Annotated in this window: 10 protein-coding genes; 7 read left to right on the top strand and 3 right to left on the bottom strand. The window is 54.5% G+C overall.

The features are described from left to right. Positions 1 to 20: 20 nt before the first annotated feature. Positions 21 to 1,514 (bottom strand): NAD(P)/FAD-dependent oxidoreductase, encoded by a 1,494-nt coding sequence (locus tag ACR0AL_RS09150; RefSeq protein ID WP_480662742.1) that lies wholly within the window; start codon positions 1,512 to 1,514, stop codon positions 21 to 23. 686 nt (positions 1,515 to 2,200) lie between these two features. On the opposite strand from ACR0AL_RS09150, the gene rfbF reads away from it, so the two are divergent. From rfbF to ACR0AL_RS09125, 5 genes are read left to right on the top strand one after another with little or no spacing between them, the layout of a single operon-like run. Further along, positions 2,201 to 2,974: a glucose-1-phosphate cytidylyltransferase gene (gene rfbF, locus ACR0AL_RS09145; RefSeq protein ID WP_170350100.1), complete on the top strand. Its 774-nt coding sequence runs from the start codon at positions 2,201 to 2,203 to the stop codon at positions 2,972 to 2,974. Further along, positions 2,971 to 4,041: an NAD-dependent epimerase/dehydratase family protein gene (locus tag ACR0AL_RS09140; protein WP_480662740.1), complete on the top strand. Its 1,071-nt coding sequence runs from the start codon at positions 2,971 to 2,973 to the stop codon at positions 4,039 to 4,041. Before rfbF ends, ACR0AL_RS09140 begins: the two co-directional genes overlap by 4 nt. Next, positions 4,038 to 5,270 carry a class I SAM-dependent methyltransferase gene (locus tag ACR0AL_RS09135; protein WP_170350098.1) on the top strand — a complete coding sequence of 411 codons (1,233 nt, stop codon included), beginning with the start codon at positions 4,038 to 4,040 and terminating at the stop codon, positions 5,268 to 5,270. Before ACR0AL_RS09140 ends, ACR0AL_RS09135 begins: the two co-directional genes overlap by 4 nt. Beyond that, a complete protein-coding gene (locus ACR0AL_RS09130; protein WP_480662738.1) occupies positions 5,270 to 6,148 on the top strand; it encodes an NAD-dependent epimerase/dehydratase family protein in 879 nt (292 codons plus the stop codon). The genes ACR0AL_RS09135 and ACR0AL_RS09130 overlap by 1 nt, the downstream gene beginning before the upstream one ends. Before the next feature lie 32 nt (positions 6,149 to 6,180). Next, positions 6,181 to 6,546 (top strand): GtrA family protein, encoded by a 366-nt coding sequence (locus ACR0AL_RS09125; RefSeq protein WP_170350096.1) that lies wholly within the window; start codon positions 6,181 to 6,183, stop codon positions 6,544 to 6,546. A 713-nt stretch (positions 6,547 to 7,259) separates the two neighbouring features. On the opposite strand, the gene ACR0AL_RS09120 is transcribed toward ACR0AL_RS09125, so the two are convergent. After that, on the bottom strand, positions 7,260 to 8,243 hold the full coding sequence (locus tag ACR0AL_RS09120; protein ID WP_170350095.1) for a glycosyltransferase: 984 nt from the start codon (positions 8,241 to 8,243) through the stop codon (positions 7,260 to 7,262). Positions 8,244 to 8,457: 214 nt separating this feature from the next. Here ACR0AL_RS09120 and ACR0AL_RS09115 point away from each other — a divergent pair, with 214 nt between their 5' ends. After that, on the top strand, positions 8,458 to 8,637 hold the full coding sequence (locus ACR0AL_RS09115) for a hypothetical protein (RefSeq protein WP_170350094.1): 180 nt from the start codon (positions 8,458 to 8,460) through the stop codon (positions 8,635 to 8,637). Between the two features lie 305 nt (positions 8,638 to 8,942). Further along, positions 8,943 to 10,448, top strand: coding sequence for a PepSY-associated TM helix domain-containing protein (locus tag ACR0AL_RS09110; protein WP_480662736.1), 1,506 nt, complete (start codon positions 8,943 to 8,945; stop codon positions 10,446 to 10,448). A 2-nt stretch (positions 10,449 to 10,450) separates the two neighbouring features. On the opposite strand, the gene ACR0AL_RS09105 is transcribed toward ACR0AL_RS09110, so the two are convergent. Then, positions 10,451 to 11,884, bottom strand: a complete 1,434-nt coding sequence (locus ACR0AL_RS09105) for an oligosaccharide flippase family protein (RefSeq protein WP_480662734.1) — start codon at positions 11,882 to 11,884, stop codon at positions 10,451 to 10,453. Positions 11,885 to 12,241 lie beyond the last annotated feature (357 nt).

The following is a 12,241-nucleotide window of genomic DNA, read 5'->3' as shown; positions in this document are numbered from 1 at the left end:
AAACCAAGCGGGCTCGAAGCTCATCCGCTCATTCGAGTGCGGTTTCCTTTCTCAAACGCGGTTTCAGACCCTTTATTTCGAGGCTTTGACTCGAATTCTTCGTGGTAGGACCGTTCGACATTAACATCCCAAACGTCGTTTTCCTCGCCCAAAATATTGCGCGCGGCATACATGGCGGACAACATCGAATGATCCTGATTGTTGTAACGATGCAGGCCGTTGCGGCCGACGGTCTGAAAATTCTCAAACGTCTTCAGCCAATCACTGACAATATCCAGCGCTTCTTTGTAGTCGCCATCATAAACCGGATAGGCCTTGGGTTGCCGGATCACTGTAAAATCGATGACATCGCTTGCCTTGGCCAAACCCAACTGTTCCAGTTCCTGACCGGCCAATTCTTTGAGGTCCGCGTCTGAGGACGACCACAGCCCGTCACCCTTCTGGCAGAAATACTCCATTCCGATGGACGAAGTGTCCTGGTTGGGCAGCATTTCCTTGGACCAGGCGCGGAAATTCTGGATGCGCCCGACCTTTACCTTGGGACTATGGATGTAGATCCAGTTGTCCGGGAAAGGATCGGCGTGATCGAGCATCAAAGTCACAATCAGGAAATCGCGGTATCTCAGGCGATCGGCGGCCTCGACAACCTCTGGCGGCGGCGGCGGATCAAATGCATGGATCAGATCGCGCACGGCCATCGAGTTGATGAACTCTTCGCCCTCTACCCGTTCGGTCGTTTTGTCGCCGTTTTCGTCCCAATGACGCACATCAATCGACGTCACGCGGTTGCCGTCGCGATTGACCTGCACCACTTCGGAATGTGTCTCAACACTGCCGCCCCTTTCCCGGATCAGATCGCGGGTTTTTTCCCACATCATACCGGGGCCAAGGCGGGGATACTGAAACTCTTCAATCAAGCTGGCGGTGTCATTGGCACCGGAAATCGCATTCCAGACTGCCTTGGGCAAAGACAGGTTCTTGATCCGCTGCGCAGCCCAGTCTGCCCGAATTTCTGACGGCGGAATTCCCCAGACCTTTTTGGTGTAGCTGTGGAAGAAATGTAAATATAACCGCCCGCCAAAGCGGTTGATGACCCATTCTTCAAAGGTATCTTCTTGTTTTTTAGGCCGGATTTTCCATTTTACGAAGCTGCCGATGATCTTATAGGTCTCATAGGGGCCTATATTGCCAAGGGCGTTGAAGATACGCAGCGGGTAATCATAAAACTTGCCGCGATAGAAAATGCGGCTCAGGCGTTGCACGGTGATGAAATCATCTCCCATCACCTCGTGCCACATATCTTCGACCTCGCGCACCTTGGTAAAAAACCGATGCCCTCCGATATCAAAACGGTAACCATTGAAAGTTTCAGTGCGCGAAATGCCGCCAACCATGTCCGAGGCCTCAAAGACCTGTGGAACATGTGTGTCACTAAGTTTCTGAAGCTCATGGGCTGCAGTCAACCCGGCAGGCCCGCCACCGATAATTACGACAGGAACGGTATCTTTTTGCAAATGACTAACACCCGTATACTCGAAAAAAACTGACTACAAACTACTAGAGGTTATCACCATTTCATAACAAATTCCTAATGACTGGTCCAAATAATATGCCCAGGCCTTTCACGTACCCAATCCGTATTCGGCAAAATGCAATCTGTGCTGCCATGACTTTGGGCTGCCGATCCCACAGGCAGGCACTGCGCCAGATCGCGTGCATTAACAGCAGACCTCTCGGAAAAATGCTGCCCGATGTCGGGATGGACGTCGCAAAAAAAGTTTCGACGCCACCAGCCAACAGGTTGAGTTACATGAACTATTTCGTCAGGCCCTGATCGGCACATGAATTTCTTTCGCCTGTGCTGGGAAAACTTTAGGTCTGGTCGCAATTAAGCGCGCCATCCTACGGCATCAAAAGAACAGCCCGAACGAAGAAAAGGACAAGAGTGGTGTTGTCGCAACTTCGCTTCCGTCCAAAATTCCGAATCAACAATACACCCCGTTTTCCTTCATTGTGTGCTTTTGAGGGTCAGTTGTGCTGCGATGGCCAAGTGCCGAACCTGACTATCCACTGAATCTTGACACGGGCAACGTGCTCCCGCCTACTGCATGTAGGTGTTTATTGAGAACAAGGTCCTCGCTGGCTGACGTTCGTAGTTAACGATTGATGGCTGACCCCTTATTGGAGAGGGAGCAATTTTATGAAGTGCGTTATTCTGGCTGGTGGTTTCGGAACAAGGCTCAGCGAAGAGACCGTCAGGATACCAAAGCCTATGGTCGAGATCGGAGACAAACCGATCATCTGGCATATCATGAAGATCTACGCTGCCCACGGGGTCACGGATTTCATCGTCTGTCTTGGCTACAAGGGTTATGTGATCAAGGAGTACTTTGCGAATTTCTTTCTGCACAGTTCGGACGTCACCATTGATCTGGCTAATGGCGGCCTTGAAATCGCGAACAGCAGATCGGAACCCTGGCGCGTGACGCTGGTCAATACCGGTCAGGACAGCCAGACCGGCGGGCGGCTTCGCCGGGTCATGCATCTGCTCAAGGATGAAGAGGCCTTTTGCATGACCTACGGGGACGGGGTCGGAAATGTCGATATTAGCGCACTGATCGCGTTCCACAAAAACCACGGCAGACGCGCAACGCTGACTGCGGTGGTCCCACCGGGACGCTTTGGGGCATTGGAACTGGACGGCGACCGGATCGACCGCTTCGCCGAAAAGCCGGGGGGCGATGGCGGGTTTATCAACGGCGGGTTCTTCGTATTGAATCCATCGGTCGGTGAATTGCTGCATGGAGATAGTGAGATTTGGGAGCGCGCCCCGCTTGAGTCCTTGGCTGCAGACGGTGATCTGATGGCGTTCCGCCACAGAGGGTTCTGGCAACCGATGGATACACTCCGCGATCGCCGCCAGCTTGAAGAGCGTTGGCAGGAAAACAACGCCCCATGGAAGGTCTGGGAATGAATCTGAGGTCTTCTCCGAAAATCATCCTGCTGGGCAATCTTGGCTATATCGGTCCGATTGTTGCTGCCACTTTGCGGAAATCCTGGCCCAACGCCAACCTGATCGGGGTCGATCCCGGGTTTTTCTCGGACCGGTTGACCACACATAATGCATGGCCCGAACGGTTTCTGAACCAACAGATCATTGCTGATATCCGCGACATCGATTCCTCGTTGTTCCAAGGGGCCGATGCAGTTGTTGCGTTGGCGGCGGTTTCAAATGACCCGATGGGTGCGCGGTTTGAAACCGTCACCACGGAAATCAATCAGGACGCCATTGTACAGACCGCACATCTGGCTGCCGAAGCCGGGGTATCGCGGTTTGTCTTTGCCTCCAGCTGTTCCGTATATGGATTTGCCGAGGGCGATGCGCGGTCCGAGGATGCACCATTGAATCCACTGACAGCCTATGCCCGCAGCAAAATCGGAACCGAGCGGGCGCTAGAGGCCATGAACACGCCAGGAATGCTGCGCACTGCGCTGCGCTTTGCCACCGCTTGCGGGCCATCGCCCCGGCTGCGGCTTGATCTAGTGTTAAACGATTTTGCCGCTTGCGCCGTCACTGCAGGTAAGATCACTGTGCTGAGTGACGGCAGCCCATGGCGGCCGCTCATCGACGTGCGTGACATGGCCCGAGCCATCGAATGGGCAATCAACCGGACCGAAGATGCCGGTGGCCAATGGTTGGCAGTCAATGCCGGATCGGATGCGTGGAACTATCAGATCCGCGATCTCGCGCAGGCCGTGGCTGAAGCCGTGCCAGGGGCCAGCTATTCAATCAATCCCGATGCTGCCCCTGACAGCCGTTCGTATAAGGTCGACTTTTCGCTGTATAAGCAATTGGCGCCCGAACATCAGCCCGTCCAGACGCTTAGGGGTACGATCGCCGATCTGCTGCACTTGTTGAATGAAATCCATTTTAAAGACCCCGATTTCAGGTCCTCACCGCTGATGCGACTGAAAGCGCTGGAAGAACATATCCACAATGGCGTGCTGAGCGAGGACCTGCGCTGGAGGATGCCGCAATGACACAACCTATTTGCAGACACTGTGCCGCACCGCTGAGCCAAACATTGGTCGATCTCGGGCTGTCGCCACTGGCCAATTCCTATGTACCGCCCGAACGCGCGAACACAGCCTGCCCGCGTTACCCGCTGCATGCCTGGGTTTGCAACGATTGCTATTTGGTTCAGGTCGAAGATGCGGTGCCCGCTGACGAAATTTTCAATGCCGATTACGCGTATTTCTCCAGCTATTCAGACAGTTGGCTGGCTCACGCCAAAGCATATGTCGACAACATGGTCGACCGCCTTCATCTGGGCCCGGATGATCTGGTAATCGAAATCGCCTCGAATGATGGGTACCTGCTGCAATATTTTGTCGAAAAGGGTATTCCGGTGCTGGGCATCGAACCCTCGGGTAGCGTAGCAGCCGCCGCCGAAGAAAAAGGCGTGCGCACGCTTGTCGATTATTTCGGCGAAACACTGGCCCAGAAGGTCGCCGCAGCCGAGAAACCGCCGGCACTGATCGCCTCGGCTAATGTTCTGGCCCACGTGCCTGACATCAACGATTTCGTCGCCGGAATCGCCACTTTGCTAACTGGTGACGCGGTCTATACTGTCGAATTTCCGCATCTTCTGAACCTGATCAACGAAGTGCAGTTCGACACGATTTATCACGAACATTATTCCTATCTGTCGCTGTTGGCGGTCGAAAAGATTTTTGCCAAAGCCGGTCTGCGCGTGTTCGATGTCGAAGAACTGCCCACTCATGGCGGCTCGTTGCGGGTATTTGCCTGTCTTGAAGGGGCCAGCCACCCAGAAGGACCGGGCCTTGCCAAGGTCCGCGCTGACGAAGCGGCGGCGCAATTCGACCGCCCCGAGGGCTATATGAACTTTACTGGCCAGGTCGAGGCGGTACGCGACGGGCTGCTTGCCTTCCTGCGCGAAGTCGCGGCCCGCGGTGATACCATCGCCGCGTATGGGGCGGCTGCCAAGGGCAATACATTGCTGAACTATGCAGAGATCGGGCCCGATCTGATTTCATATTGTGTGGATCGCAACCCGGCCAAGCAGAACACGCTATTGCCCGGCAGTCACATTCCTGTTCACGGGGTCGAGGCGCTGCGCGAGACACCACCCAATTATGTTTTGATCCTGCCCTGGAACATCCGGGACGAAGTCATCGATCAGCTGGCCGATCTCAAGGCCCGCGGCACCCGGTTCGCAACGGCCGTGCCAGAGGTCAGGATCAGCTGATGGCACGGGTTATGCTGACCGGAGCGACCAGTTTGATCGGTCGTGCGACAGCATCGGCTTTGGCAGAGGCGGGCCATGAAGTCGTGACACTGGGCCGGAATCCGGCCAGCAACCTCATCTGCAATCTACTGAACCCCATCGCCACAACAACAGCCATTGAAACAGCCCAAGCCAGCCATCTCGTCCATCTGGCTTGGCATGACGGGCCGCGCGATCGCTGGACTTCGCCGGCCAATTTGGACTGGATGGCGGCCACGCTGCATCTGGTGCGGGAATTTGCGCGCATAGGCGGCCAACGCGCGGTCTGCGCAGGAAGCTGTGCCGAATATGACTGGTCTGAGCCGACTCTCACAGAAACAAGCCCCTTGCGACCTCGCACGCTTTATGGGGCAGCCAAGGCCGGGACCGGTCTGGCGCTGTGCAATGGGCAAGATGCGCTTGGCCTCTCGCTGGCCTGGGCCCGCATCTTTTTCGTTTACGGGCCGGGCGAGCCACCGGGGCGGCTGCTTGGGGATCTGATTTCAAACCTTCGTGCGGGTCAGCCAGTGAAGTGTACCGACGGGCTGCAAAAGCGTGACTTCCTGCATGTCGACGATTTGGCCCGCGCGTTGTCGCGCCTGCTGGACACCGATGTGGTTGGCGCGGTCAATGTAGCCAGCGGTACCGCAATCGCGGTTCGGGACCTGATTGCAGAGGTCGCAACCCAGATGCATCATCCCGATCTGATCCAACTGGGCGCAATTGCGCGTGCGCCAGACGACCCAGACCAGTTGGCGGCCGACGTGACCCGGTTGCGCGACAAGGTCGGTTTCGTACCAAAACATGACATGATTTCGGGTGTGGCAAATGTTCTTCGGGCCGAGGGGACGGCACTGTGAAAAAATTGCTTGTCCCCCGAAGGAATTCCTTCATGCGCTTTGTGTTGGTCGGAATATTGAACACAGCGTTTGGATACATACTTTTTGCAGTACTCAGCCTATCCGGCCTACCGCCTCAGGTCGCGCTGGTAATCTCGTTTTCTGTTGGGGTTTTATGGAATTTCATAACCCATGCCCGGCTTGTTTTCGACTCCAAGGGCCTGAACCGATTGCCGCACTATATTCTGTCCTACGTGATGGTTTACGCTTTTAATGCTCTGTCGTTGGAAGGCTTGCTGTCACTTGGTTTGCAGCCGATCATAGCGCAGGGGCTGATTGTGTTGCCTGCGGCCGTTCTGGCATTCATAGCCATTTCTCGAGCGCTGACAGATCGCTTTCCTTGGCAACAGAAAGCCTGACAAATCCGCCCTGCGCCAGAGTTCCCAGCCTATAGCGAACGCTCCTTGTGAGCGCACCTAGGCCTAGTTGGCATCCCTCAGATAGATAAACTTCACGTCCGGCGAAGGTTTCGATCACAGCCGCGTTCTGCTTAGCCACAAATCTCGCAGGAAAATCGGTTTATCCAATGATCAATGAAGCAAAGGATAGGCCCTATGCTGTGTTGTGCGGACACAAGTACCAGCGCACTTCCAATATCTTCGGCCTGCGCCATCCACCTTATGTCGCAAGAATAATTGACATAATTCTCGTATTTCGAGACCCTACGCCAGCGGGCGAAACTGACAACTGAAATTGCGCCCAAAAACAGAAAAACATTACCAAGTTAGACTTTGTCAAACCGTTGCACCAGAGCAATGTCCCACAGCGTCAACCCCGAGCCTGTTCGGAGCAAGCACCACAGGCCAGCTGGAACCATGAAAACCGTCGCGGAATACGCTATCAAGAATGCGCCGACAGCCAGAATCCAAAAAAGAGGTTGCCGTAAGCAAGACAATCAAATCGGCACGTTCCAGACTGACGGAACGCAGCAGAATGTCATGGGTCAGCCAAACCGATGCCGTAGTCATAGCGGTATAACAGATACGCATCTTGGCTAGCGTGGCATTCGTAATCGCAGGCCCGCAACTCAAAGCGCGGCCCCAGCTCAGAAGACCAACCCGGAATGGACCCCTTATGCTCGATCTACATCATTGAGCATTGCTGGGTCCCTGGCAGGGCCTTCGATGTTGATACGTTCCTGTTCGGTAACAATAGGACCACCTCGGACCTGGTTGTGTATTGAAGTGATGTATTCTCCCAGCATACCGATAAACAGCATCTGTACACCCGAAAGAAAAAACAACGCCACGATAATAGTCGTGGTTCCGCGCGGTGCTTGATCCGGGTCGACGAAATAAAGCAGCGTAGAAATGATCGAGAACAGGATACAACTGATCGCGATCACCAGCCCGCTGAGCGTACAGAACCGCATTGGTGCCCGTGTAAATGAGAAGATCGCATTCAGCGCCTGATCGGTCAGTGCCATCAGGCTGTGTTTGGACATTCCTCTTTTCCGAGCCTTCCAAACGTATGGAAGGATAACCCTGCGGAAGCCGCAGCTTGCAATGATACCACGGATATAAGGGTAGTGATCGTTATGAGACAGCACGGCCTTCAAAACCTTGCGATCGATCAACTGAAACTCTCCTACCGAAGGTTCCAACCATACATCTGATAACCTATTGACAACAGAATAAAAAATTCCACGCGCGCTGCGCATGAGGAACCCTTCTTCTCGGGTACTGCGCGCGCCGGCCACCACGTCATAGCCACTTTCCCAAAGCTCGACAAATTCGGGGATCATTTCGGGCGGATCCTGTAGATCGACCGGCAGCATGACAACGATACCGTCGCCGCTGGCGTAACGCAGACCGTTGAACGTTGACCTAAACACCCCGAAATTGCGGGCGTTCACAACGACCTTCACATCTTGATCTTTTTCGGCAATTTCCCGCAAAATTTCCACGGTTCGGTCACTTGAAGCATTGTCGATGAAAATGTGCTCTCGCTTGTAGCCAGGCAAATCCTTATCGAAAATCGCTTTAACGGTTTTGTAGCAATCCGCCACATTGCTTTCTTCATTAAAGCACGGTGAGATAATAGAAATGGTTTTCATATCATATCTTTGCTTGACAACTACAAACACCGGTTACCGACCGCCGGTTCGGTCACAATTATATCATCGTGCGCCCTTGCAGATTCGCGCAACAGGCAATCAGCGAAAATGTTTTAGAATGCAGTGTGTTTAGCGCCACAGCCCTAATTCCAACTCCTGGACCCAAGAAGGGGTAGATCCGGAAATCACGCATCCCTTTTCTTGGCCCAATTAGATGCTCGACTGTGAACTACGCTGGCACACACGCAAGGTTCAGGCCTGGCGCATCCCGAACACGACAGAGACCGACTTCTTCGTCGATGTGATGAAAGAAGCAATCCACCACTTCGGCCCTCCTGAGATCATGAACACCGATCAGGGCAGCCAGCCCCCCAAGTCGTGGTCCACCGGCTGAGAAAAGACGATACGCAACCCGATCAGCAGGCGCAGTTAGTGGTTTAAACTTGGCGTCGACCTGACCAATAATTGTAGAGCAACTCGACTAGCCCAGGCCATAGCAGATCACCTTGCTTTGGGACGCGGTCACGGTACTTCGTGGGTCCGGCCGAAGTTGCTGGGTTTTCAATAGAATACTATGTATCTCTGTTGATCAATGTCGCCAATGCTGGCGCTTTATAACGTGATATCAGAAGCTTGTATGCTGTTCAGAGCAGACCTATTGATCTATTATGATCGGGACTCATTGGAGTTTGACCTCATATGGCTCGTAAAATTCGTAACCGATTATTCAGGCTTCACACTTGGATTGGATTATATCTTTCCGCCTTTTTCACCTTCATGTTTCTGACAGGCACATTGCTTGTGGCCGGGTTGGAGATTGAATCCATAGGTCGGCCCGCGATCTGGACGACCCTAGAAGAAGACAAGCGCACAGCAAGTTTTGGCCAAATCTATGACGGGATCAAATCCGCCCATCCTGAAGGCGATGTTTTCGTGATCCTCAAGCAGCCAACCTCGTGGTTCGTGGACCGCACATACGGGCGCACAGGGTGGGGTGAGAACATCAATTACTGGACAAATCCCACTACGGGCACCGTCATTCATGAGACAAGGGACATAGGGTTCAACACCATTCTTGGTGGGCTTCACGATACGTTTCTGATCGATAAAAGAATTGTGTTCATTCTCATTAGTGCGATGTCCATCCCATTACTTTTCCAGATGGTCAGCGGGCTGATCACCTACCGGCGTTTCTGGAAAGGATTTTTCAGATGGCCCAGCAGCTCGGGCGGCTTCAGATCATGGGCAGGCGGCGCCCATCGGCTAGCAGCTCTTTGGGCGGCACCGCTGGTCTTTTTGATTGCTATAACAAGCTTCTTTTTTCTGCTGGGTGGGCTTGGGATTGAGGGGGGAAAACTAAAGTTCCAACCCCCTGCACCGCGTGAAGCCGCGCTGCCGGACGGGTTTGACGGGTCCGTCATCGATGCAGCCGAAGCACACGCTCGGGCTGCGCTTCCAGGCTTTCAACCGGTCAACCTGGCAATCCCCGGTGGAAAGGCTGGCAGTCTGCGTTTCTTTGGGCTGCATCAGGATTTTTCGTATCTACGCGGAGAGATCACCGTAGCTGTTGATCCCCTCACATTAGAGGTTCTCAACATCTACACACCAGCTGACTTCAGGGGGCTTGCGCGCCTGAACCATTTGATGGAGCTGCTTCATTACGGAGTTTGGGGTGGAGCATATTCAATGGTGCTGTGGATTATTCTGGGGCTCGTGGCCACAGCTCTCGCTTTTACCGGCTCGCTTGTTTATGCTGCCCGTCTGGCACCGACTGTCTCAACCGGCAGTTCTAACCTGCGTTTCTGGCGTAGGATGGGGCCACTGCGTTGGGTATACCTGCTGGTGCTGCTGGCCACTCTTTTCGCCGTATCATGGCGCTTGCACTCGGATGCCTATATACCGTCCCGCGTGCATCCGGTTGATGCCAAAGGCACTGTGGCACAGCTGGTCCTGCATGAACCGTTACGGCGCGGTACCCTGATCGAGATTGAATTGCGGATCGGCGCACCGGATGTCAGTGCGGCTTTGGTCGAAGTTAACGGAACTGCAGCACAGTCGGTTAATCTGGTCCGAGACGGAGACAAGGCTTTGGGCCGTTTTAGATTTGAGCCCCTCGAGACAGAAAACGAGGTCATCGCCTACTTGAAGAAACCCGATGGTACGGAACAGAAAGTCATCTTCCGAATGGGCAGCCCTATCTGGTGATCTCAGACCCGAGCGGCCAAATCCTTCAGCACCGCAAACCGGTCACGCATCGTTACAAATGCAAGGCAGGTGTAGATCGCCACACCTGTCACGACACCCACAATCAGACGCAAGATGTTTGCCTGATCCCCCAAAACCGCCTGACATCCCGCGACCCCCGCTGCCATGATCCCCGCCGAGACCAAAGGCAGGATATGCAGTGATGCCAATCTGGAAACAGGCTGGCCTGAGATCGCTGCCAGGTTGGCGAATTTGAACGGCCACATGATCAGAAAGACAGTGGTAAAGGCAGCGGTGACGAACGGCACGCCATACGGGGCGGCAACTGTGACCGCAATGGCTGCAAGGACCACCTCGATCCACGACAGCACGGCCAACCTACCGGGTTGGCCGGACGCCAGGCAAAATGTTTGCTGTACCCTTTCAGTGCAGAGATACATTCCGAACACGGACATCAGACTTAGAACCGGGGCTGCGGGGCTCCATTTCTCACCAAACAAAAGCACCAGTACCGGCTCGGACAGAACCGCCAATCCGGCAAAGGTCGGAAAAGTCACAAGCCCGGTCAGGCGCATGACGTCCAATAGCATCTCAGACGCGCGCCCTCCGCCGCGCGTTACCGCCGCAAAAGCGGGCTGCGAGACCATGCGCAGTGGCGTGATGGTCAGAAATGAGGCCGTTTCCACGACCCGCCAGGCAATCGCATAATACCCGGCTGCAACCGGGCCCAGCATCGCGCCGATCAAAACCGCAGGTGACTGTACCGCCGCCAGTTCAGCCGCGCGCAGCCCGATGACCCGGTGACTGAAATGAAGAACCTGCCGCATCTGGTGACCCGACACGTGAAAGGTGGGTCTCCACGATACCGCACCCCAGGCCATAAGGATATTCGTGGCGGTCATCGCCACCCGCTGACCAACCAGGCTCCAGACTCCGTATCCCGCAAGGGCCATACCGATGCCGATAACCCCGCCAACTATTGCGCCAAGCACTGCGCGCAAGGCGAGAACCCGAAACCGCATCTCTCGCCGCAATAGCGCCACTGGCACCGCCGTGAGCGATATCATCAGCACCGTTGGCGACAAACCGATCAGCAATTGACCCGCGATCGCTTCGTCATAAAAGGTCGATACCGGCCCCGCGCTCAGAATGATCAACGCGGTCAGGCAAGCGCCCAGAAACCCCAAAAGCCAAAAGACCGAATTCAGCCGTTCAGGTGTCAGCGTGTCCTGAGTCAGCAAAATCTCGGATATGGTTTCGCGTACCAGAAACTCGGAAAACAAAACAAAGGCAGCAGCCATTGCCAACAGGCCGAAGGCCTCGGCCCCAAGCAACCGCGCCAGAATGGCTATTATAATGATATTGAATGCCTGTTCTGCCCAGACGCCGAAGGACATCCAAGCAACGCCGCTGGTGAAACGTCGTCCCCGCGACATCAAAACCCTTCCCACTGACTTATTGCCACGCGAAACCGCGGGCATTCTGAATCAAAGCGTAACGGTTTGGAAACACTGCTGTCGAGATCACCCGTCGCTTCTTGGAGATGCGGCCAGCCTGCTTCCATTCTCAAAACCCCTCGGACAAAAGTCGTGGACACTGGGCATATCCTGCCAACGTCTCAACATTCCGCCAAGGACGCATGTGTTGCATTGCATGAGTTTCCAAGCATTATGAGATCAAAGCGCCGCATAGCTTTGCATAGGTTCCTATTTGGAAACACTCCAGACATTATGCCCCTCATCAAAAATGACCGAATATCAGAGCAAACTTACACCGAGGCCTAAGGGCTCATC

This window comes from Ruegeria sp. BB1 (genome assembly GCF_056539465.1).
This window is presented reverse-complemented; position numbering and strand designations above follow the sequence as displayed.

What these genes read in the sequence shown, in the direction of transcription:
- ACR0AL_RS09135 (WP_170350098.1), top strand. Translation starts at nt 4,038, where the DNA reads ATGACACAACCTATTTGCAGACACTGTGCCGCACCGCTGAGCCAAACA.
- ACR0AL_RS09120 (WP_170350095.1), bottom strand. Translation starts at nt 8,243, where the DNA reads ATGAAAACCATTTCTATTATCTCACCGTGCTTTAATGAAGAAAGCAAT.
- ACR0AL_RS09140 (WP_480662740.1), top strand. Translation starts at nt 2,971, where the DNA reads ATGAATCTGAGGTCTTCTCCGAAAATCATCCTGCTGGGCAATCTTGGC.
- ACR0AL_RS09115 (WP_170350094.1), top strand. Translation starts at nt 8,458, where the DNA reads ATGCTCGACTGTGAACTACGCTGGCACACACGCAAGGTTCAGGCCTGG.
- ACR0AL_RS09130 (WP_480662738.1), top strand. Translation starts at nt 5,270, where the DNA reads ATGGCACGGGTTATGCTGACCGGAGCGACCAGTTTGATCGGTCGTGCG.
- rfbF (WP_170350100.1), top strand. Translation starts at nt 2,201, where the DNA reads ATGAAGTGCGTTATTCTGGCTGGTGGTTTCGGAACAAGGCTCAGCGAA.
- ACR0AL_RS09110 (WP_480662736.1), top strand. Translation starts at nt 8,943, where the DNA reads ATGGCTCGTAAAATTCGTAACCGATTATTCAGGCTTCACACTTGGATT.
- ACR0AL_RS09125 (WP_170350096.1), top strand. Translation starts at nt 6,181, where the DNA reads ATGCGCTTTGTGTTGGTCGGAATATTGAACACAGCGTTTGGATACATA.
- ACR0AL_RS09105 (WP_480662734.1), bottom strand. Translation starts at nt 11,884, where the DNA reads ATGTCGCGGGGACGACGTTTCACCAGCGGCGTTGCTTGGATGTCCTTC.